The 21998-nt window shown below is 61.7% G+C and carries 20 protein-coding genes and 2 pseudogenes; 15 read left to right on the top strand and 7 right to left on the bottom strand.

Going from position 1 to position 21998, the window contains the following annotated elements; genetic code table 11:
• The first annotated feature begins 16 nt into the window (after positions 1-16).
• The 6 genes from ABLV54_RS02765 to ABLV54_RS02790 all read left to right on the top strand — a co-directional run bounded on the left by ABLV54_RS02765 (position 17) and on the right by ABLV54_RS02790 (position 5375).
• Complete coding sequence (locus tag ABLV54_RS02765) at positions 17-976, top strand: ABC transporter permease (protein ID WP_008804589.1); 960 nt, start codon at positions 17-19, stop codon at positions 974-976.
• A complete protein-coding gene (gene opp4C / locus ABLV54_RS02770; protein ID WP_072413296.1) occupies positions 973-1923 on the top strand; it encodes an oligopeptide ABC transporter permease in 951 nt (316 codons plus the stop codon). Before ABLV54_RS02765 ends, opp4C begins: the two co-directional genes overlap by 4 nt.
• Positions 1920-2900, top strand: coding sequence for an ABC transporter ATP-binding protein (locus tag ABLV54_RS02775; protein ID WP_348813595.1), 981 nt, complete (start codon positions 1920-1922; stop codon positions 2898-2900). Before opp4C ends, ABLV54_RS02775 begins: the two co-directional genes overlap by 4 nt.
• Positions 2897-3868, top strand: coding sequence for an oligopeptide/dipeptide ABC transporter ATP-binding protein (locus ABLV54_RS02780; RefSeq protein WP_135718765.1), 972 nt, complete (start codon positions 2897-2899; stop codon positions 3866-3868). Before ABLV54_RS02775 ends, ABLV54_RS02780 begins: the two co-directional genes overlap by 4 nt.
• Before the next feature lie 367 nt (positions 3869-4235).
• Complete coding sequence (locus ABLV54_RS02785) at positions 4236-4769, top strand: anti-virulence regulator CigR family protein (RefSeq protein ID WP_023289974.1); 534 nt, start codon at positions 4236-4238, stop codon at positions 4767-4769.
• 117 nt (positions 4770-4886) lie between these two features.
• Complete coding sequence (locus ABLV54_RS02790; RefSeq protein WP_065805034.1) at positions 4887-5375, top strand: DinB family protein; 489 nt, start codon at positions 4887-4889, stop codon at positions 5373-5375.
• An 8-nt stretch (positions 5376-5383) separates the two neighbouring features.
• Here ABLV54_RS02790 and ABLV54_RS02795 read toward each other — a convergent pair whose 3' ends face one another.
• The 3 genes and pseudogenes from ABLV54_RS02795 to ABLV54_RS02805 form a co-directional block, all read right to left on the bottom strand.
• Positions 5384-6187: a LuxR C-terminal-related transcriptional regulator gene (locus ABLV54_RS02795; RefSeq protein WP_306054320.1), complete on the bottom strand. Its 804-nt coding sequence runs from the start codon at positions 6185-6187 to the stop codon at positions 5384-5386.
• A gap of 156 nt (positions 6188-6343) precedes the next feature.
• Positions 6344-6457, bottom strand: a pseudogene (locus tag ABLV54_RS02800) (LuxR family transcriptional regulator); the annotation flags it as partial.
• A gap of 159 nt (positions 6458-6616) precedes the next feature.
• Positions 6617-8148 (bottom strand): annotated as a pseudogene (locus ABLV54_RS02805) (MFS transporter).
• 120 nt (positions 8149-8268) lie between these two features.
• Between ABLV54_RS02805 and ABLV54_RS02810 the strand changes: the two are divergent.
• On the top strand, positions 8269-9186 hold the full coding sequence (locus ABLV54_RS02810) for a LysR family transcriptional regulator (protein WP_226563620.1): 918 nt from the start codon (positions 8269-8271) through the stop codon (positions 9184-9186).
• A 73-nt stretch (positions 9187-9259) separates the two neighbouring features.
• Here ABLV54_RS02810 and ABLV54_RS02815 read toward each other — a convergent pair whose 3' ends face one another.
• From ABLV54_RS02815 to ABLV54_RS02830, 4 genes are all read right to left on the bottom strand, one after another.
• Positions 9260-10249 (bottom strand): 2OG-Fe(II) oxygenase family protein, encoded by a 990-nt coding sequence (locus ABLV54_RS02815; RefSeq protein ID WP_226563622.1) that lies wholly within the window; start codon positions 10247-10249, stop codon positions 9260-9262.
• A gap of 20 nt (positions 10250-10269) precedes the next feature.
• Positions 10270-11688, bottom strand: a complete 1419-nt coding sequence (locus ABLV54_RS02820; RefSeq protein ID WP_226563624.1) for an amidohydrolase family protein — start codon at positions 11686-11688, stop codon at positions 10270-10272.
• Positions 11689-11699: 11 nt separating this feature from the next.
• Positions 11700-12689 carry an ABC transporter substrate-binding protein gene (locus ABLV54_RS02825; RefSeq protein ID WP_023289990.1) on the bottom strand — a complete coding sequence of 330 codons (990 nt, stop codon included), beginning with the start codon at positions 12687-12689 and terminating at the stop codon, positions 11700-11702.
• A gap of 295 nt (positions 12690-12984) precedes the next feature.
• On the bottom strand, positions 12985-13884 hold the full coding sequence (locus ABLV54_RS02830) for a LysR family transcriptional regulator (protein WP_004202952.1): 900 nt from the start codon (positions 13882-13884) through the stop codon (positions 12985-12987).
• A gap of 205 nt (positions 13885-14089) precedes the next feature.
• On the opposite strand from ABLV54_RS02830, the gene ABLV54_RS02835 reads away from it, so the two are divergent.
• From ABLV54_RS02835 to ABLV54_RS02870, 8 genes are read left to right on the top strand one after another with little or no spacing between them, the layout of a single operon-like run.
• Positions 14090-15058, top strand: coding sequence for a PDR/VanB family oxidoreductase (locus tag ABLV54_RS02835; protein ID WP_050533360.1), 969 nt, complete (start codon positions 14090-14092; stop codon positions 15056-15058).
• An 11-nt stretch (positions 15059-15069) separates the two neighbouring features.
• The gene (locus tag ABLV54_RS02840; RefSeq protein ID WP_226563626.1) at positions 15070-16353 is read left to right on the top strand and encodes an amidohydrolase family protein; all 1284 of its coding nucleotides are present in this window, start codon (positions 15070-15072) and stop codon (positions 16351-16353) included.
• Complete coding sequence (locus ABLV54_RS02845; RefSeq protein WP_016161230.1) at positions 16343-16822, top strand: RidA family protein; 480 nt, start codon at positions 16343-16345, stop codon at positions 16820-16822. The genes ABLV54_RS02840 and ABLV54_RS02845 overlap by 11 nt, the downstream gene beginning before the upstream one ends.
• Entirely contained in the window at positions 16819-17700 is an 882-nt protein-coding gene (locus ABLV54_RS02850; RefSeq protein WP_032453162.1) for a creatininase family protein, read from the top strand. The genes ABLV54_RS02845 and ABLV54_RS02850 overlap by 4 nt, the downstream gene beginning before the upstream one ends.
• Positions 17700-18683 carry an ABC transporter substrate-binding protein gene (locus ABLV54_RS02855; RefSeq protein ID WP_109547244.1) on the top strand — a complete coding sequence of 328 codons (984 nt, stop codon included), beginning with the start codon at positions 17700-17702 and terminating at the stop codon, positions 18681-18683. The genes ABLV54_RS02850 and ABLV54_RS02855 overlap by 1 nt, the downstream gene beginning before the upstream one ends.
• Entirely contained in the window at positions 18680-19510 is an 831-nt protein-coding gene (locus tag ABLV54_RS02860) for an ABC transporter ATP-binding protein (protein WP_023289995.1), read from the top strand. The genes ABLV54_RS02855 and ABLV54_RS02860 overlap by 4 nt, the downstream gene beginning before the upstream one ends.
• Before the next feature lies 1 nt (position 19511).
• Complete coding sequence (locus ABLV54_RS02865; RefSeq protein ID WP_023289996.1) at positions 19512-20327, top strand: ABC transporter permease; 816 nt, start codon at positions 19512-19514, stop codon at positions 20325-20327.
• A 26-nt stretch (positions 20328-20353) separates the two neighbouring features.
• Entirely contained in the window at positions 20354-21775 is a 1422-nt protein-coding gene (locus ABLV54_RS02870; RefSeq protein ID WP_226563628.1) for an FAD-binding oxidoreductase, read from the top strand.
• Positions 21776-21998 lie beyond the last annotated feature (223 nt).

A 21998-nucleotide genomic window follows, 5' to 3' on the forward strand; every position in this document is an offset into this window, starting at 1 on the left:
CTGATGCGAGATCGTCATGAAAAATTTCATCCTGAGGCGCCTGCTGCAAACGCTGCCGATGCTGCTGCTGGCCTCGTTCATTATTTTTATGCTGTTTGCCAAAACCCCCGGCGACTTTATCGATGGCAATATCACCCTGACCGCCGCCCGCGCCGCGGAGCTGAAGGCGATCTATGGCCTCGACCAGCCGCTGTTCACCCGCTATCTCCACTGGCTGGGACAGCTGCTGCGCGGCGATTTAGGCTTTTCGCTGCAGTATCAGATCCCGGTCAGCCAGCTGCTCAACCAGTACATCTGGAACTCTTTTCTGCTGGCCAGCGTCGCGCTGGTCTTTTACTGGGGCATTGGCCTGGCGGTCGGCGTGGTGTCAGCCCTGCGACCCGGCTCCTGGTTTGATCATCTGGTGAGCGTCGCGGTGTTTGCCGCCATGTCGTTCCCCACCTTTTTCCTCTGCCTGCTGCTGATTAAATGGTTTGCCGTCGATCTCCACTGGCTGCCGGTAGGCGGGATGACCAATACCGGCAGCGACGAGAGCGGCTGGCAGTATGTGCTGCAGGTGGCGGCCCACCTGGCGCTGCCGGTGCTGGCGCTGGTGATGCTGCAGGCGGGCAGCCTGACGCGCTATGTGCGCGCCAGTATGCTCGACGTGGTGAAAATGGATTTTATCCGTACCGCCCGCGCCAAGGGGTTGCAGGAGCGCACGGTGATCCTCAAACATGCGCTACGCAACGCCCTGCTGCCGATCATCACCCTGCTGGGCTTCGAGCTGCCGGGGCTGTTCTCCGGGGCGATCATTACCGAAAAGGTATTCAACTGGCCGGGGGCGGGCCACATCCATATCGACTCGCTGGCCGCCCGCGACTATCCGGTGCTGATGGGGTTCACCCTGTTTCTGGCGGTGCTAACGATCGTCGGTAATTTGCTCGCCGACGTGCTGTACGCCTGGGCCGATCCGCGTATTCGGGTGAGGTCATGATGATTCTGTCTTACTTTGCTTACCGTCGTCGCCAGCGCCAGGCGGCTATCCCGGCGCTGGCGCACATTACCCCCTCTCCCTGGCGCCAGGGGTGGCGACAGCTGCGCCGTAACCGGCTGGCCATGTTCTGCCTGTTCCTGCTGGCGGTCATGGCGGTGTGGTGCGCGCTGGGGCCCGTCTGGTCGCCGTGGAAAGAGGATGCCACCGACGCCCTGAGCATCAACCAACCGCCCGGTGCCGAACACTGGCTGGGGACCGATTTCCTCGGCCGCGATGTTTACACCCGCCTGCTGCTGGCCGGGCGCATCTCGCTGATTATCGGTCTGCTGACCATGGTGATGTCGGTGTTCCTGGGCTATCTGCTCGGCGCTCTCTCGGGGTATGTCGGCGGGTTAACCGACAGAGTGATCATGCGCGTGGCCGACCTGGTGATGACCATCCCCGGATTGCCGCTGTTGATCGTCGCCGGGGCGATGCTTTCCGAGCTCGATTTTTCTCCGGACTCGCGCATCTATCTGGTGGTGGTGATGCTCAGCCTGCTGGAGTGGCCCCGACTGGCGCGGCTGGTGCGCGGACAATGTCTCTCCCTGCGCGAACGCGATTTTATGCTGGCCACCCAGGTGCTGGGCCTGTCGGCGCGTCGCCGGCTGTTTGGCCACCTGCTGCCGAATACCATTCCGATTCTGGTGGTGATGGCGACCATGGCTGTCGCCAACGCCATCCTCAGCGAATCCGCGCTGAGCTATCTCGGCCTCGGCGTGGTGCCGCCGACGCCGTCGTGGGGCAATATGATGGACGCCGCCAATAGCCTGATCGATTTCCAGCGCCGTCCCTGGCTGTGGATGCCGCCAGGGATCGCCATCTTTATCACCGTGATCGCCATTAACGTGCTGGGCGATGGCCTGCGCGACGCCATGGATCCCAATATGAAACCGAGGCTGAAATGAGCATACCGTTAGTCTCCTTTAATCATCTCTCCGTCTCTTTCGCTGGCGAACGCCATCGCGTGCGCGCGGTGCAGGACGTCTCTTTCACGATTCAGGCCGGGCAAACCGTTGGCGTGGTGGGCGAGTCCGGCTGCGGCAAAAGCGTCACCGCGATGGCGCTGATGGGCCTCCTGCCGCCGCAGGCCGCGCGCATCGACGGCGGCGAGATCCGTTTCGCTGACCGCGATCTGCTGCGGCTAAAAGCCAGACAGATGGCCGACCTGCGCGGCCACCAGCTGGCAATGATCTTTCAGGAACCGATGTCGGCCCTGAACCCGGTGTTGACCATCGGAGAGCAGCTGTGCGAACCAGCGATCCGCCACCTCGGCGCCACGCCGAAAGCCGCCTGGCAGCAGGCTACCCGGCTGCTCAGCGAGGTCGGCCTGGCGCGCGGCGACAGCCTGATGGTCAGCTATCCCCACCAGCTTTCCGGCGGCATGCTGCAGCGGGTGATGATCGCCATGGCGCTGAGCTGTCAGCCCAAACTGCTGATTACCGACGAACCCACCACCGCGCTCGACGTGACCGTGCAGGCGCAGATCCTGCGTCTGCTGCGGGACCGGGCGCGGGCCAGCCAGATGGCGATGATGCTGATTACCCACGACCTGGGGGTGATCGCGCAGATGGCCGAGCAGGTAGTGGTGATGTATGCCGGACGGATTGTGGAACAGGGCGCCACCGCGGAGGTGTTACGCCATCCACAGCACCCTTACACGCGTGGGCTCATCGCCTCCCGCCCGGTGCCGGGCGAGCGGCATCGGCGGTTGTACTCGATTCCCGGGCAGGTGCCGGATCTGGCCGCCCTGCCGACGGGCTGCGCCTTTGCCGGGCGCTGCGAGCGGGCGACGGCGCGCTGCCGGGAGGCGATTCCGCCGCTGCTCGGCGAGCGCCAGCGGGCCGCCTGCTTTTACAGCGAATTTGCGGAGGCGACAGCATGAGCGAACGCTTTGTTATTGAAGTGGATGGATTGAAAAAATATTTTCCGCTGCGCGACGGCCTGTTTGGCCAACAGACCGGCGAGCTTCGCGCGGTGGACGGCGTCAGCTTTAACATCCGTCCGGGCACCATTTTTGGCCTGGTGGGCGAGTCCGGCAGCGGGAAAACCACCGTCGGCCGAACCCTGCTTGGCCTGTACGAGAAGAGCGCCGGCAGCGTGAAATTTCACGGTCAGGAGCTGGCCGACCTGACCGCGCCTGCCCTGCGCGCCATTCGGCCGAAGATGCAGCTGGTATTTCAGGATCCCTACAGCTCGCTGAACCCGCGGCTGCGTATTGGCGAGGCGATAGGCGAAGCTATGCTGCAGCACAAGCTCTGCGCCCGCGATGAGCTGTATGACCGGGTGATTGACGTGATGAAGATCTGCGGCCTGGCGCCGGAACACTACGCCCGCTTCCCGCATCAGTTTTCCGGCGGCCAGCGCCAGCGGATCGGTATTGCCCGGGCGCTGATCCTCAACCCGGATTTTATCGTCGCCGATGAGCCCATCTCGGCCCTCGATGTGTCCATTCAGGCGCAGATCATCAATTTGTTTTCCGACCTGCGCGACGACCGCGGCGTCACGTTTCTGTTTATCTCCCACGACCTCGGGGTGGTGGAGCATCTATGTGACGATGTGGCGGTGATGTATCTCGGGCAACTGGTGGAAAGCGCCAGCCGCGATGCGCTGTTCAGCCGCCCCCTCCACCCCTACACCCGCGCGCTTCTGGCCGCGGTGCCGACCCTCGACCCGCACAGCGAACCGCAGGAGCTGGTGCAAGGCGAGATCCCGGATCCGGTCAATCCTCCCGCCGGCTGCCGTTTTTCATCTCGTTGCCCGCAGGTCGGCGAGCGGTGCCGCAGAGAAGCGCCGGCGCTGCGCGAGGTGGCCCCTGGCCATCGGGTCGCCTGCCATTGGATCGCGTCCTGAGCGCGGTCGGCCGGGTTATTTATTTCTAAACAACCGGCCGATTGTGCGCAGCGGCGCCAGGATTTACTATCCGCTCCGTCTTGTGAGACGCGTTATGAATGAAGCGTAATATTTTTATTCATTTTTGCCCGATGGCTTCGGGCATTTTTTTGCGACACGCCCGGGAGCGATCCTGCCGGCGACACATTTAGCGGGGCGCGGTCGCCCGTCTGTCAAAACGCAGCAATGGAACTGCTCGTCCGCGCCCCGCTATCCCTTTGTGACCTTCCCGTGAAAACCCGGCAAAAAATAAGACTATATGAGATTGCCTGGGGCATAGCTTTATCTTATTTTTTATGCGTGTACTCCACATTAAGGAATCAAGATCATGCTTAAGCGTCGCACTATTAAAACAGCACTGGCGGCGGTTATTTCTCTCGCCGTCATGGCGGCTCCGGCCTATGCCAACCCGGGTAACGGCAATGGCAATGGCGGCGGCGGTGGTAATCACGGGAACAGTGGTAACCATGGCAATAGCGGCAATCATGGTAACAGCGGTAACAGCGGCGACCATGGCAATAAAGGACAAAATAAAGGTCAGTCCAATGACGATCATGGCAACCGCAAAAACTACGGCAAGCCCGACCACGTCGACAGCGATATTAGCTTCTCACGGGCGCGCTCCCTTGCGGTGAACTACGGTCTGGTCGGCTATCAGGCGCTGCCTCCGGGTATCGCCAAAAATGTCGCCCGCGGCAAACCGTTACCTCCGGGTATCGCGAAAAAGACCCTGCCCGCTTCTATGATTAACGACCTGCCCTATTATCCGGGCTATGAATGGCGCGCGGTCGGCGATGACCTGGTGCTGGTCGCCCTGAGCACCGCCATCGTTACCGCCGTGATTAACGGTGTGTTTGACTAAATCACCTGCTGATTAAAAAGCCTCGCCCCGGCGAGGCTTTTTTGTGCCTGGCACGGGAGAGTGACAACTCGCAGGCATCATCGCTAAGATAATGGCTCAACCAACCCGGGACCGACAATGGACAAAGACACCGTAGTGACGCTGTTGAAATACAAGCGCTGGATTGACCTTGCCACCTTGCAGGCGATCCGCGCGATAGACGGTACAGTACATGGCGAAAAGCGTCACCTGACCCTCAGGCTAATGAACCATATCCATGTCGTTGACATGATTTTCCGGGCGAATCTGCGCGGCAAGACACACGGTTACACCGCGCTGAATACCCCCGAGACGCCAACCGTTGATGAGCTGGAAACGGCCATGACCGCCTGTACGGACGAATACATTCAGTACGTCAGCGCCATGACGCCCGCCGATTTCCACGAACGTATCGCCTTCAAATTTGTCGACGGCGGCGACGGCAATATGACCGCGATGGAGATGCTGAATCACATGCTCTTTCACGGCGCCTATCACCGCGGCGCGGTGGGCTGGATGATTGGCGAATGCGGCGGCGTGCCGCCGAAAGAGGTGCTGACCGTTTTCCTGCGCGACCATCATTCCTGAGCAAGCTGTCAGCCGTGGATCGCGCGGATGATCAGCAACAGTTCTGCCTGATTACGGGTGTGGGTTTTCCGGTACAGGGCGCTGAGGTGGGTTCTGATGGTGGCGATAGATACGCCCAGATGTAAGGCGCACTCATCCGGCGTCATGCCCCGCACCAGCAGCTCCGCCACTGCGTTCTCGGCAGGCTTGACGTTAAACAGCTCCATCACGGCGCTGCCGGTGAGAAACGGCTCGGGAATAATCACGCAGGCCACCCCGGCAAGGCGGGCCGCCGGGATCACCAGGATCGGTTTCGGCTGGCGGCCGGCGGTATAGCACAGCCCTGCCCTTGGCGGCTCTGCCGTTCGGGTGGCCTGCTCGATAGCCCGTTTCAGTTTTTTGCTGTCGGTATTAAGGCACAGCGTATCGCCCCCGCTGTACCAGGAGAGGCGGGCGTTGGCGCGCAGGTAGCGTTCGGCATGCGCGCTGGCGTAGAGAATGTTACCGCTATGATCCACCAGCCATACCGGGTAGATCCCATTGTCCATCACCGCGCTCTGGTATTTTATGGTGTCCCGCAGCTGTTCAAACCGGGCGTGTAGCTGGCAGGCGGTTTTTAGCGCCGGGATCAAGCGCCTGAACAGCTCAAACTGCGCCGGCTGCGGATAAGCTGCCGTATTGGCCGTCATCAGTGACAGATAGGTGGCATAGCCATTGAGGGTGCACAGCTTGACGCTGGTAAGATTATTCAGATCGTTGGGGTGATGAAACTCATTGTAATAGACGCTGCCGGCAATAAACTTATCGCCTAAATACTCGCGGTCCCGGTACATCTGCCCGACCGGTAACGCGGTCAGTATTTTTTCGGCGGGATCGATGGCCAGAAACACGTCGCGATAGGCGGTGAAAACCTTCTCCTCCAGCAGGAGTGAATCGGTCAACAGGTGCGCGTTGCCTTTATCGTAGAACAGAAATGCCGCGTACTGATGGCCGGTGAGGAACGCCAGTTTCTGCAGCGCCGATTTCCACAAATCAGGATCCAGGGTGGCCATCAGCACCGTTTCAAGGATCTCGATGTAAATCAGTTCCGGATCGCTCGCCATACCGCCACCTGTGAGTCACTGTTTCCGCTGCCGGAGCGGCGCATGTGGCCGCCCTAATCAGCATAGTTCCGCCAGCGAAACAATGACAGTCCCGGTGCGCTGAGCAGACCGGAAAAGACGATTGCCGGGAGCGTGACGCCAATGCACCGTCATGGGGGTTCAGGATCCGCTGTGGCGGGTCTGGATAGCGCCCCCCTTGCGGCATAGCGTTCGCCAGACCATCAGGGCGCACAGCAGGGTGACGACCGCCAGCCCGCTAAACAGTACCGTATAAGCAGTGTCATAGCTCTCGCGCAGCGCCCGAAGGGAAAAGTCAGGCAAAAGCGCAGCCGCCTGCGGCATATTACCAGCCCCCAGCCAGCCTGCGGCGCGGTGAATCACCTCGGGCGCATACCCGTGAACGCGACTCTGCAGAGTCAGGTTATTGCTTGCCGTTAATACCGCGGTGACGACCGCCAGGGCGATCCCCTCGCCGGCAACGCGAACGGTGTTGAACAGGCCTGCCGCCATACCGGCTTTGGCGACCGGCACTGCGGATATCGCCAGGCCATCCATCAATCCCCAGGGAAGCGCCGCCCCGGCCCCGCACAGGATCAGCGCCAGCACCAGCTGCGGGAGGCGGTGGCTGTGAAAAGCATCACCCAGCAACAGCAACCCGACGGAGGCAATCATCAGCCCCCCCGTGGCCACCTGCCCCGGTGAAAACCAGCGGGTGAGCAGGGCCGCAACGGATGGGAAAATCAGCATCGGCGCGGTCAGCGCCATCAGATACAGCGCGCTCTGCGACTCACTCATCCCCTCTCCGCCCATAAAATGCAGTGGAACGATAATCAGCAGGACAACGTAGCAACAGCAGGTGGCGACAGGCAGCAACAGTACGCCGACAAAACGCGGATGGCGCAGCAGGGAGAGTTCCAGCACCGGGTTGTTCACTCTTCGGCAGCGCACGGCAAACGCAACGAACAGCCCCCCGATACGATGAACAAGGCCAGCGTGGTCAGCGATAAAAAACCGCGGGCCGGAATGACCATCAGCGAGGCAGTGAACAGCATCAGGGCCAGCGTAAACAGGGTTAAGCCGAGATTGTCGGGTGTCCGCGGCTCGCTTTTTTCTGCCGCGGGCAGATACGCCAGACCGATAAGCAGAACCATCGCCGAGAGCAGCGCAAACAGGGCGTATACGCCGCGCCAGCCCACCGCGTCGGTCATGAAGCCGATCAGCAGCGGACCGAACGCCAGGCCGGCGCCGAACACCGTGCCCAGGATGCTGAATGCCCGCGTCCGCTGAGCGCCGTCATACAACTGGGCCAGCGCCGCACTGCCGCTGGCTAAAATCATCGCCGAGGCCAGACCTTGCAGAGCCCTCAGCGCGCCTGACAGGAAGAGATCGTCCGTCAGGCAAAACAGCAGACTGCTCAGGCAAAACAGCGCGGCGCCGGCGAGAAAGATGCGTTTTCTGTCAATGGCATCCGCCGTCACGCCAGCGGCCAGCAAAAAGCTGCCGAAGGTCAGCATAAAGCCATTGGTCAGCCACGACAGCGCAGCGGGAGAGCCGCCCAGCGACTGCTGTATCGCCGGGGTGGTCATGACGCCGCCGGTAAAACTTAACGGCAGCAGCATGGCCGCCATAAAGACAGAAAGCGCGGCCAGGGCGCTGGCGGATCGGCAATGTGTTCTGGCGGTGAGTAACATCAGGCGGCCCTCATCAGTCGGCAAGGAAGGAATGAATAAACTGCCGCCATCCTATTGCGGATGTTAATGCCGATAAATAGACTGAAAATATCTTCTTAAGAGACATAAGGTTTATAATCGATGGACAGCCTCACCTCGCTAACGTCCTTTGTCCGCACCGCCGAAACGCTAAGCTTTGTTCAGGCCGCCAGGCTGCTGGGCATTTCAGCCTCGGCGGTGGGTAAGAATGTCGCCCGGCTTGAGCATAAGCTGGGGGTCCGGCTGTTTAACCGCAGCACCAGAAACGTCAGCCTGACGGCGGAGGGGGCCGCGTTTCTGACCCGCTGCCAGAGTATCCTGGAGCAGATCCAGGAGGCCGAGTCTGAGCTGACGAGCAGTCTCTCACAGCCCTCCGGCAAATTGAGAATTTCACTGCCTGTCATCGGCTACCGCCTGCTGCTCCCTGCCCTCACCGCCTTTAGCCGTCTTTATCCGCAGGTTGAACTGGATCTCGATTTTAGTGACCGGCTGGTCAATCTGATCGATGAGGGATTTGATATCGCTATCCGCAGCGGTGAACTAGCGGACTCCCGCTTGATCGCCAGAAAGCTGGGGGGTTTTCGTTTTGTGCTCTGCGCCAGCCCGGCATATCTGGCGGAATACGGCGTTCCCGGCTCGCCAGCGGAATTGGCGGCGCACAAGTGCATTTTTTTTCGCTTCCCTTCGACGGGGCTGATCCAGCCCTGGGAACTGCGCGATATGCGGCTGACGGGGGATTTCAGGGCCGCTTCCGTGATGAGGGTCAATAACATTGAGGCTGCCATTCGCTTAAGCGCGGCGGGGATGGGTATCGCCTATGTCCCTGATTTTGTTGTGCGTGAGGCCATCAATGAGGGACACCTGCAGGAGGTGTTGCCCGGCTGTTGCGTCAAGGATGGGCATTTCTCCGTCCTGTGGCCTGCCAGCCGCTACCTGTCGCCGCGAATACGCTGTTTTATCGATTTTATGGCTGCGGCAGAGATACCCTTGTCGCCCGCATCGGCAACCCCGACCACGTGAAAAGCCCAGCGCCGGATATCCTGCCGCCGGGCCAGCGAAAGCCGGCGACAGGAAAACCACTCAAGAGTACATCCTACCCTTTGGCGAAATTGGCCTGGATCCGCTGCTGCAGATAATCCTCGGCGCTGATGGGCGGGTACTTCCTCTGCGGCCCAAGGATCTCGACATCTTTATTGGCCTGGCAGAAAAACGCCAGGCTGTAGCGCGGCCCCTGATATTCGTGGGGCTGCGGGTTTCTCACCCGGTGGAAGTTAGACGGCAGCTGGTCGTCGCTCCAGCGCATCAGCATATCGCCGATATTGCAGGTGATGACCTCTTCCCTTGGCTCAATGCTGGTCCACTGCTGGCTTTCGCGGTCCTTGCCAGGGCAGACCTGCAGGCCGCCCTGACCGGGGCGCTGGAACAGCAGCGTCAGGCAGTCAAAATCGGTATGCGCGCCGGCCCGCCACATCCCCTGCTGCGACTGCTCGGTTGCATAGTAGTGCAGCATGCGCAAGGTGCTCTGATAGGTGTCACGCTGCGGATCGTGCGCGGTGGTAAAAAACGATTCCGGAAAACCGAGCTTTAAAGCAAAGCAGGAGAGGATCTTCATCCCCAGCTGCCAGCACTGCGATTCAAATCCGAGCATCGTCTGTCGGAAGCCTGGCAGCTCCCGATCGCTGGGCCAGCGCCCGTCCATCAGCGGACGGGTTATCTGATATGACTCTTTTTGATCCGGCGTGCGGGTCGATGGCCGGACCTGCGCCTTGCTCTCCCAGCCGGCGTTGCCGGCCAGCGGATACTGACGCTTCACCTCGTCGGGCAGCTCGAAAAACGCCTCGGTCGTGCTGAACGCCTGGCGGATCGCCGCCAGCGGAATACCGTGGTGGCTGACCTGGAAGAAACCGATCTCCACCGCCGCCTCCCACAGTTGTTCGGCAATGTCATTTTTTCTTTCGGCAAAGTTAGACAGGTCGATACAGCGCACTTCGCGGGCGAAGGTCTCTTCGCCCTGGGCGCCCATCAGCGCCTCTTTTTCCAGTTCCTGTAAGGCATAGCGTTGATTTTGGGTGGTTGCGTTCATCGTCATTATCCTGTGATCAGTTAAACAGCGGCGCGCTGTTGGAGGGTACGGACTGCCGCCAGCGCGTCGTGGCGCATCGCGTCAAGGTCGAGACCGGGAATGGCGTCATCTTCCACGATGGGCCGGCCATTCAGCAGCAGCGCCTTCAGCGCGGCGCGGCCGCCGCAGGCCACCGGGCCAATCGCCATATCATGCAGGCCGAAGTAGCGCGGATCGTCCAGCCGGTAAATGGCGAGGTCCGCCTGCATCCCGACCTGCAGGGTGCCGCTCTGCGCTAAGCCAAGGATCTGCGCCCCGCCGGCGCTGCCCCAGCGCACCACATCCTCCACCGTGGCCGCATCGGCTCCGCCCTCGAAGGTGCCTCCGGCGTAGCGCGGCTGCGCCAGCATCCCTTTGCGCGCGCGCTGCAGCAGCCATGCGGCATGGGCTTCGCTTTGCATATCCGCCGCTTCATTGGAGGCAGCGCCGTCCACCCCCAGCGAGACCGGGACCCCGGCCTGCTCCAGCGCCAGCAGATCGGCGATGCCGCTGCCCAGCCGGCCGTTGCTTTGCGGACAATGAGCAATACCGGTTCCGGTGCGGCCCAGCAGGGCAATCTCCTCCGGCAGAAGCTTCACCAAATGGGCAAACCACACGTCATTTCCCAGCCAGTCGTGCTCCGCGCAGAACTGCACCGGCGTCATGGCGAATTTCTGCCGCGCGGCGTCAAGATAATCGACGGTTTCCGATAAATGGCTGTGCAGCCGGATCCCCAGCTGGCGGGCCAGCTTCGCCATCTCCCGCAGCTGGGCGCCCGGCGCGGAGTGCAGGACGGTAGTGGGCGCCATCACCACCCGTCGCAGCGAGTCGGGCCGCGGGTCGTGATAGCGGCTGACCAGCCGTTCAATATCCGCCATATAGCCGTCGAAGGTTTCCGGACGCAGCGCCACCGGCAGATCCTGCTCCACCGCCCGGCCCTGGGTCGCCCCACCCCGGCACAGAACGATGCGCATCCCCAGCGATTCCCCTTCGCTGAAGAGAATCTCCGACGTATCGAAAGGCATATCCGGCCAGTACAGGTAGTTGTGATCCGCCACGCTGGCGCAGCCCGAGCGCAGGAGCTCCACCAGACCAATGCGCACCGCCAGACGAAAGGTATGTTCATCGAAAGCCGCGCGAAAGCGGTACGGCGTGGCGCTCAGCCAGGCCGTCAGGCTCTGGTTCAGCCCCTGCGGCTCGCCCTTCAGCAGCGACTGAAAAAGATGATGGTGCGTATTCACCCATGCCGGATAGATCACGCAGTCGCGGGCGTCGATCAGTCGCTCTTCCGGCAGCGGCGTCAGGCTGCCGATGGCCGCAATCTTGCCGTCGCGGATGCGAATATCCGGCCCGGCCAGCCGCGCCGCCTCTCCGGACAGACCGCTGAGGATGGCATGGGCATTTTTAATGATGAATGACATGGCGTCGCTCCTCAGGGTTTTACCTGCATGGTCTGGACAAAGTCGGTGGTATAGGCCTGTTTCCAGTCGGTGGCCGCCGCCAGCAGACCGGCGCTGACCATAAAATCGCGCGTCTTTTGCCAGCGGGCGTCGGTCATCGTCCCCCAGCCCTGGCTGGCGGCATCCCCGCCGTCGATCAGATGATGCTCACGGATCTGGGTCACGCCCCAGGCGAGCAGATCGTCGGTCATTTTCGGGTTGTCCTGCTTAATCAACGCATTTCCCGGCGCCGGATCCTTGAGATAGCTCACCCAACCCTCCATTGAGGCGCGGACAAACTTCGCCATCGCCGCTTTACGCTCAGCGATGGTGTCCGGGCGGGCGATGAGAATGCCGCCATAGGGAGGGTAACCATGCTCAGAAAAGAGGAAGAAGTTCGCCTTCACCCCGGCCTTCTGCACCTGGAACACCTCGGAGCTGACATAGGCCTGCTGGGCGACAGCGTCGTCGACGACAAAGGGTTGAATATTGAAGGTATAGGGGCGAACCTGAGCGTCGCTCAGCTGGTATTGCGCCTTCAGCCACGGCCACCATGTCGCCTGACCGGAGCTGGAGACCAGAATGGTTTTGTCTTTCAGCCCCTGCAGGGAGGTGACATCGGCGTGGGTCAGCAGCCCCTGGGGATCGTACTGAAAGGGCGCGGCAATGGCTTTCGCCTGGAAGCCGCGCTGAATGCCTTCCAGCAGCTGCAGATCGTAACCGATGATCACATCGGCCCGCTTGGACAACAGCAACTGCATGCCGTTGACCTGCGGTCCGCCGGAGCGGATCTCGACGTCGAGACCATATTTTTTGTACAGCCCAGTGGCCTGAGCCTGATAATAGCCCCCCTGCTCCGCCTGAGCGTACCAGGAGGTCAGCAGAACGATTTTTTCCTCGGCCTGAACGGCCAGCGAGACACCGCCGAGGGCCATCAGGCCCAGCCAGCGTAAGCCCCGGGGAAGGCGTGCGCCTGTTTTCATTATCCCTCTCCTCTTTACGCCGGGAGGGGGAGCGAGCGAATATGGCTCAGCCTCCCATCCCGGTCAACATTGAACCGCGACATGGTGACTGAGCAATGTCCCGTATGGATAACCCGTACTGACCGCTTCTACTCACACTCAGCTATACAAAAACAATGCCAGATTTGATGGCCCGCGAGCGGCCGCGAAAAATCGCCTGCGCCGCCGCCCTTGGGCATGCAACCTTTGATTCATGCACACAATAAATGCACCACTTTGGTGCGTTGATGAATGATTTTAGTGCCTGTCCGGTCTCTCACAGCTGGCTGAAGAGCATCTCCAGCTGGTTCAGCATCATCGAGGCGGCAAGGGAAAGCTGGCGGGCGGGCGAGACGCACAGCGCCAGGGTGAAAGGCTTAAGCTGCGGATCGGTTAGCGGCACAAACGCCAGCTGGCCGGACTCGATCTCATCGAGAATATCCAGCCGGCACAGGATGCCGATGCCCATCTGCTCTTTGATCAGGGTGCGGATCATGTGGATGTTATTCGATACCGCCACCTCCTTCACCTCGTTGCCGCTGATGTTCACCAGCGCCTCCACCGGTTCGCTGATCATCAACGGGGCGGATGGCAGGATAAACGGGTAGTCGATGCACTGGCTAAAGCGCACAGCGCTGCGGCTGGCCAGCGGATGGCCGGTCGGCACTACGATCCCCATATTCATTTCGGCAAACGCCCGCACCTGCAGTTCGCGGGAGGTCTGCGGATTGAGCATGATGCCGAAATCCGCCTCGCCGGAGATCAGCGCCTGCTGGATGTGGATATTGTTAATGGTGGTCAATGTAAAAGAGATGTTGGGATAATGTTTGTGCACTTCTTTGAGCATCGTCGAAAAGAAATGCCGGTTAATGGCATCGATAGTGGCGATGCGCACATGCCCCCGCCGCAGTCCGCGCAGGTCATCCAGCTGCTCGCAGACCCGGGTAAAGTCCTTTTTCCAGTTATTGGCCGCGTGCAGCAGCAGCTCCCCGGCGGCGGTCAGCCGCAGCCCGGTGGGATGGCGCTCGAAGAGCGGCATCGCCAGCTCCTGTTCCACGCGCAAAATCTGACGGTCAATAGAAGACGCAGACACATGCAGCGCCTCTGACGCTTTACGAAATGACCCCTGACGGGCCACTTCGGTGAAATAGAGCAGAAATCGGGAGAAGGCAAACATCGTTTGGGTGCTCTCTTTTTTGCAACGGGTTGTGCGAATCAAAGCTCTGGACGCAACAGTTTTATCACAATACCGTAGCATTCATAGCGTAGAAACGATCGTTTCATCCATTTTTGCACGCCGGACAGTCACCGCGAAGGAGCGGGTATCCCTTCGCTGCCCCTGGCCGCCCTGCAGACAGCGGATTGAGGGAGAGAAAACGGTAATGCACAGCCACGATCTTATTTCGGTCTCGGTGGGGGAAATACGCCCCAACGGCGAGGGAAATCTATCTTTAATATTACAGGCGGCAGCCGGGGAAATATTACCGGCCTACTCCGCCGGGGCGCATATCGATATTATTATTCCCGGCGTTGGCCCGCGGCAATATTCCCTGTGCGGCATGCCTGACCGCGGTAATCATTATGAAGTTTGCGTCCGGCTGACGGATGCGTCCACCGGCGGCTCACGCTATTTGCACCAGCAACTCAAACACGGCGATCGGCTCTCCATATCGTCGCCGCGCAACCATTTCCCCCTGCCGGAGGCCGGGCGCTACCTGCTGTTTGCCGGCGGTATCGGCATCACGCCTTTGCTGGCGATGGCCGAAGCGATTGCCGCCAGAAAAGGGGCGCTGGAGCTGCATTATTATGTCGCCAGCTCGCGCCAGACAGCCTTCACATCGCGCCTGGCCCAGCTGGCCGCGAGCGGCACGGTGGCGATCCACTGCAGCGAGGAAGGCGCGTCGTTTCGCCAGCGGATCCCCGAATGCTTAACCACGCCCCACCCTGATACCGCAGTGGTGGCCTGCGGCCCGGAGGGCTTTATTCAGCGACTGCGGTCAGTCATGGAGGAATATCGCTGGTCGCCGTCGCAATTCGTATTCGAGCGCTTTACTCCCGCGGCGGAAAATAATATCGCGGCGAACAACGCATTTTATATTGAGCTGGCCTCCAGCGGGCAGCGTCTGCTGGTCGCCGCGGATCAAACCATTGCTCAGGTATTACAGCATGCCGGGGTGGAGGTGATGCTCTCCTGCGAACAGGGAATGTGCGGATCGTGTATTACCGGGGTTCTCGACGGGCTCCCCGAGCACCGGGACAGCGTGCTGACGGCGGAAGAGAAAGCCGGCAACGACCAGATCACGCTCTGCTGTTCGCGGGCGAAATCGCCGGGTCTGGTTTTGGATCTGTGAGGAGACTGACGATGACGTTCCCCTCCTCTTGCGCGCCGTTCGCTGGCATCAGCCGCGCCCGACTTCCGGCCTGGGCGCTGCCCGACGGCTGGCCGATGCAGGCCAACGATGAACCGCGGCTGGCAGACCTGGCCTTTCGCGATGGACGGATCGCCGCCGTGACGCCGTCCGTCGAGCCGGCTCCCGGCCTGTGGGACCTGGCGGGGACCCTGACGCTCCCCGGCCTGGTGGAACCCCATGCCCATCTGGACAAAACCTTTACCATTGAACGCTGCCGTCCGGCGCAGGCCGGGCTGCTGGCGGCGATCCACGCCATGCACGAGGATCGCCGACACTGGACCAGGGCGGATATTCAACGTCGGGCGTCCGCCGCGCTGGCCCGGGCGGCAGCAAATGGCGTGACCCATTTACGCAGCCATATCGACTGGTTTACCGCCGACGCGCCGGACGCCTGGCAGGAGATCGCCCGTCTCGATACCGGCGGCATCACCCTGGAACGGGTGGCGCTGGTCCCGCTGCCCCTGTTTCGCGATCCGGCGGACGCCGAGGCCATTGCCCGGACGGTCGCCAACAGCGGGGAGCGCTGCCTGCTGGGGGGCTTCATTCACTCCTCCAACTGGGACGCCGCCGCCATGGCAAACCTGCTGCGCAGCGCGGCCCGCTGGGAACTGGATCTGGATTTGCATATCGATGAGGAGCTCAGCAAGGTGTCTCAGGGGCTGACCTGGCTGGCGGATCATCTCTCCCGCCATCCATTCCCCGGGCATATCTGCTGCAGCCACGGCTGCGCGCTGGCCGCCGGCAGCGACGCGCAGGCGGCGCTGATCCTGCACCAGCTGGCGGCGCACGGCGTCACCCTTATCGCCCTGCCGATGACCAACCTGCTGCTGCAGGATGCGACGTTCGGCCGCACGCCGCGCCAGCGGGGGATCACCCTGCTGCACGAGGCGCAGGCCGCCGGCGTGGCCACCCTGCTTGGGTGCGACAACGTGCAGGACGCTTTTTGTCCGGCGGGAAGCTACGACCCGCTGGATACCCTGGCCTGCGGCCTGTTCAGCGTCCAGCTCAGCGACCCGTTCGACCGGCAGTCTCGGCTGATCTGCGATCGCGCGGCGCTGACCGGTTCGCCGGCAGACGCGGCCCCTTTTGCCGTCGGGGCGGCGGCCAGCGTGGTGATTTTCCCGGGTAGCGACCGTTTTACCTGGCCTTTAAACAGCGCCGCCCGTCTGGTGGTTAACCACGGCAGGTTAACCCACCGGCGAGTGTGGCAGGAGGAGATGGCACATGAGTCTTGAAGCAGGCGCGGGGGCGCCGCTGGCGCGGTATGCCGCCTGGCGCAGAGCCGGCGATTTTATTTTTCTCTCCGGCATTATTCCGGTCAATCCCCTGACCGGCACCATCGTCAACGGCTTTCAGGATGTGCCTGAGCCGGTGCGGGAGCTGCTGGGGGCGACCGGGGAATTTTCAACCGATGCGAAACAGGGGCCGATCCTCGCCCAGAGCTGGTACGTACTGGAAAGCATCCGCCGCACCGTGGCGTCCGCGGGGGGGCAGATGAGCGACGTTATCAAGCTGGTGCAGTACTTTCGCAACCTTGACCATTTTCCCTATTACAGCCGGGTCAGGAAGCTGTTTTATCCCGACCAGCCGCCCGTATCCACCGTGGTGCAGGTCAGCGAAATGCTGCCCGACGCCACGGTATTGATTGAAGTCGAAGCAACCGTCTGGTTACCCCAGCCAATTCACTCCGAGGCACCGCGATGATTAACGGTTACATTCCTGCAGCGCGCTTTCTCCCTTTTCTGAGCTGGACGGACGTGGCCGCCCTGCCGGATAAAAGCAATACGGTTATCGTCCTCCCCACCGGAGCGATCGAACAGCACGGCCCCCATCTGCCCTGCTCGGTGGACAGCGTGATCTCCTCCGGCGTGGCGGGCCATGCCCTCGCCCGGCTGCCGGCGGCGATCCCGGCCTACGCCATCCCGCCGATCGTCTACGGTAAGTCAGAGGAGCATCTGCATTTTCCCGGCACCCTGACCCTCAGCGGCGATACCCTGCTGCATACCCTGCTGGAGATCGCCGAATCCCTCTATCGGGCCGGTTTTCGCAAGCTGCTGATGATCAACGGCCACGGCGGCCAGCCGCAGATCCTGCAGATCGCCTGCCGGGAAATGCGCCTGCGCCACGGGGATTTCATCGCCATCCCGCACGACGTGTTCAACGTGCCCAACTGCGAAAAACAGTTCCTCAGCCCGCATGAACAGCGGATGGCAATGCACGCCGGGCATAGCGAAACGGCGCTGATGCTGGCGCTGGCGCCGGAGTGCGTTCATATGGAGCGGGCGGTCGCCAACTTCCCGCCGGAATTCCCCTGTCCGACCCTGTCGAAAGGCCGCCCGGCGGCGGCGTGGGCGTCCTATGACTTTGGCCCCAGCGGGGTGATTGGCGACCCAACCCCGGCGACGCGGGAGCAAGGCGAAGGGCTTCTCGACTCCCTCGCCGCCAGCTGGGCGCAGGCAATCATCGAGATCCACCGCATGGCCTGGGTCGAACGTCGCGAACCGACCTGGGGCAAACAGCACTGGCACGGCTTTGTACAGTCCCTACCACCCTCTTTCGCTGCTGAATCCAAGGAGCCCTGATGAATACCAGATCAACGCCAGTTTTTACCCTGCTGACCGTGGCCGCCCTCGCGGCCTCAGCCTCCTGCGTCGCGGCGGAGAAGTTCACGTTTCTCACCAACTGGTATGCCCAGGCGGAGCATGGCGGTTTTTACCAGGCCCAGGCCACCGGGCTGTATAAGCACGCCGGACTTGATGTCGAGATTAAAATGGGCGGCCCGCAGATCAACGTCATGCAGCTGATGGCGGCCGGTCAGGCGGACTGCACCCTTGGCGACAACGGCCAGGCGCTGGAGACCTGGCAGGCCGGGGTGCATGCGGTAACCGTCGCCACCGTGTTCCAGCACTCGCCGACGGTGTTTATCACTCATGACAAAGTGAGCAACCCGGCGGAGCTTAAAGACAAAACCTTCCTGCTCGCCACCGAGGCCTATACCTCCTTCTGGCCGTGGGCGAAGAGCGAGCTGGGTCTGGCTGGCAGCAAAGTGCGCCCCTATACCTTTAACGTCCAGCCGTTCCTCGCCGATAAAAATCTGGTGCAGCAGGGCTACGTGACCTCCGAGCCGTTCTCCGTCGCCAAAGGCGGGCAGCCGTTCTATGTCTATCCGCTCAGCGACTGGGGCTACCCGCCCTACGGCAACTCGATTATCTGTATGGCGGACACCGTCCGCAAACGTCCGGCGGCGGTGGCGGCCTTCGTCAAAGCCTCCATGGAAGGGTGGAAAAGCTACCTGCAGGATCCTGGCCCCGGCAACAGCCTGATCGGCAAAGCGAACCCGCAAATGAGCGCCGAGCAGATCGCTTTTGGCATTGCCCAGATGAAGCAGTACCAGCTGGTGACCGGCGGCGACGCCATGACCGGCGGCATCGGCATCATCACCGAGCCACGGCTGAAGAAAACCTGGGACATGCTGGTGAAAAACAACCTGATCGACGCCAGCAAGGTGCCGTTTGAGCAGACTTACACCCTGGAGATGGTCAAAGACGCCGGAGTGATGCCATGAATACCGCCCCGAAACTGACCGTGATGAGCGACACCCGCTTTATACCCGCCTCCGCCACGCCGGCCATCGAGGTGCTGTCGGCGGAGAAGATCTATAGCAACGGCACCCGGGCGCTGCTGCCCGTCAATCTGACCATCAACCAGGGGGAGTTCATTACCCTGCTCGGCCCGTCCGGCTGCGGGAAGAGCACCCTGCTGAAGATGGTCGCCGGCCTGGTGGAGCCCAGCGACGGCAAGCTGATGCTGTGGCGGCGCGACAGCCGGGAAAAAGCGCAGCATCCGCTCTCGTTCGTCTTCCAGGAGGCCACCCTGATGCCCTGGAGCAGCGTGCGCAATAACGTCAGGCTGCCGCTGGATCTGGCCGGCGTGCCGCGCGCGGAGGGCAACACCCGGGTGAGTGAAGTCCTTGAGCTGGTGGGGCTCGGCAAGTTCGCCGACGTCCTGCCGCGCGAACTCTCCGGCGGCATGCAAATGCGCGTCTCCATCGCCCGCGGCCTGGTCACCCGGCCAAAGCTGCTGCTGATGGATGAGCCCTTCGGCGCGCTGGATGAAATTACGCGGAACAAGCTCGACAGCGATCTGCTGCGCCTGTGGCAGGAGCAGAATCTGACGGTGGTCTTCGTCACCCACTCGATCCACGAAGCGGTGTTTCTCTCGCAGCGGGTGATCATGATGGCGGCCCGTCCCGGACGGGTGGTGGAAGATATCGCCATCCGGGAGCCGTTCCCGCGCAGCGAGGCGTTCCGCGTCAGTCCGGCATTTTCCCTATATGCCCGTCAGCTGCAGGACAGTCTGTTGCAGGCCAGCCAGTCCGGTATGGAGCCATAATATGAAGACCACAACCTCAACGCCGTGGATCCAGCATCCGCGTTTTCTCAAAATTCTCTATCCGACCCTCGTCGCGGTGGCGGTGGTGCTCCTCTGGCAGGGCGCGGTAAGCTATTTCCGCATCCCGGCCTTTCTGGTGCCGTCGCCGCTGGTGATGCTGGACAGCCTGTGGACGCATCTCACGCCGCTGCTGCTGGCGCTACTGTTCACCCTCAAGATCACCCTGATCTCGTTTCTGCTGTCGATTGTCATCGGCGCCGCCGTGGCGTTTATCCTGGTGCAGAACCGCTTTGTGGAGACCGCCCTGTTTCCCTACATCGTGTTTTTGCAGGTGACGCCGATCGTCGCCATCGCCCCGCTGATCATCATCTGGGTGAAGGACGCCACCCTCTCGCTGGTGGTGTGCGCCACCCTGATGGCGGTCTTCCCCATCATCTCCAATACCACCCAGGGACTGCGCAGCGTCTCCCCCGGCCTGCTGAGCTATTTCCGCCTCAATCACGCCAGCCGCTGGCAGACCCTGGTGCGGCTGCGTATCCCCTCGGCGCTGCCCTATTTCTTCGGCGCGCTGCGTATTTCCAGCGGGCTGTCGCTGATTGGCGCGGTGGTGGCGGAGTTTGTCGCCGGCACTGGCGGGACCAATACCGGGCTGGCCTATCAGATCCTGCAGGCCGGCTACCAGCTGGATATCCCGCTGATGTTTGCCGCGCTGCTGCTGATCTCTCTCGCCGGGATCGCGCTGTTCGGCGTGATGTCCTGGGTCTCGCGCCGGGCGCTCAGCGCCTGGCATGAAAGCGAAGCCGTGCAATCTCATTAATGTTTTGCTGACGAACAGGAAAAAGAATGATGACTGATGAACAGCGTCAACAAGCGGTCGCGGCGATCCAGCAGGCACTCCCGGCGCTGGAGTGGACCCTGCAGCCGGCGAAACTCAAACGGCTTTCCCGCGATTTTCACTGGTTCAGTCCGGTACTCGCCGAGCAGCTGGCGGGAAAACAGGCGGACGCGGTGGTTCGCCCGCGCGATGAAGAGGAGCTGCGCCAGCTGGTCGCCGCCTGTGCGCAGCATCAGCTGCCGCTGACCTTGCGCGGCAGCGCCACCGGCAACTATGGACAGCTGGTCCCTCTCGAAGGAGGGATGCTGGTGGATATGACCGGGCTCAACCAGATCGTCGCCCTCGGCAACGGCACGGTGAGGGCCCAGGCCGGCATTCGCCTGGCGGACATCGAAACCGCCGCCCGCCCGACGGGCTGGGAGCTGCGCTGTATGCCGTCGACCTACCGCCTGGCGAGCCTGGGCGGCCTTTACGGCGGCGGGTTCGGCGGCATCGGCTCCATCAACTATGGGCCGCTGGCGGCGCCCGGCAATGTGCTCAGCGTCAAAGTGATGACCGTCGAGCCGGTCCCTCGCGTACTGACCGTCCCGGCTCCCGAAGCGCTGTTGCTGCATCACGCCTACGGCACCAACGGCATCATTCTTGAGGTTGAGCTGGCGCTGGCTCCCGCGCACCAGTGGATAGAACGCCTGGACGTGTTTGACGATTTCGCCGATGCCCTGAACTATGCCAACGCCTGCGTCCGCTCGCCGGGGCTGGTGAAGCGCCAGGTCGCGCTGCTGGCCACCCCGATCGCTGACTATTTTAGCCACCTCAACGATCGTTATCACGCCGGGCAGCATGCGGTTATCAGCCTGATCGCCGAAGAGAGCGAAGACGTGTGCGCCAGCCTGTTACAGCGCCATCGCGGGGCCAACGCCATCCGCCAGGCCAGCGATGAGGCCCGGGCGCGCAATAGCTCGTTAATGGAATACTGCTGGAACCACACCACTCTGCATGCGCTCAAGGTGGACAATACGCTGACCTATCTGCAGACCGCGTTTGATCCGCAGCGCTATCCGCAGCAAATTTTACAGATGGAACAGCATTTCGCCGGGGAGGTGATGTCCCATATTGAATTTCTGCGCGATATCGAAGGCAACCTCACCGCCAGCGGTCTGCAGCTGGTGCGCTATACCACGCCCGAACGTCTCAACGCGATCATGCAGATATTTCGCGATAATGACGTCAAAATTAACAACCCCCACGTGCTGCAGGTTGAGGACGGCAAACAAGGGGTGATTCGCCCTGACGTGGTGGCGGTGAAACAATCTCTCGACCCCGCGGGATTGCTTAACCCCGGCAAGCTGCGCGGCTGGGCGCTGCGCGACCAGCTGGAACTGGACAGCAACCCGCTGGCGCGGGCCACCCGCGAAACTCCCGCGACCTGATCGCTCCGCTCCGCGTGCGGGCAAACGCGGAGCGGGCCCGTTTCTCTTCCCCCTGCCCGCACGGCGAGTTTTTTTACGCCACTCATTCATATGAATGAGTGGCGTCTCTGTTTCCTCCGTTATACTCATCAAAAAAGCGACGATAAATTTATTATCGCGGGTTAAATTCACGGTTCAATATTGCTCTAGAGTTAAATTGTCATTTCTGGCAGGTACTGGCAAA

It is taken from the genome of Klebsiella sp. JB_Kp042, from assembly GCF_040065275.1.
GTDB lineage: Bacteria > Pseudomonadota > Gammaproteobacteria > Enterobacterales > Enterobacteriaceae > Klebsiella > Klebsiella quasipneumoniae.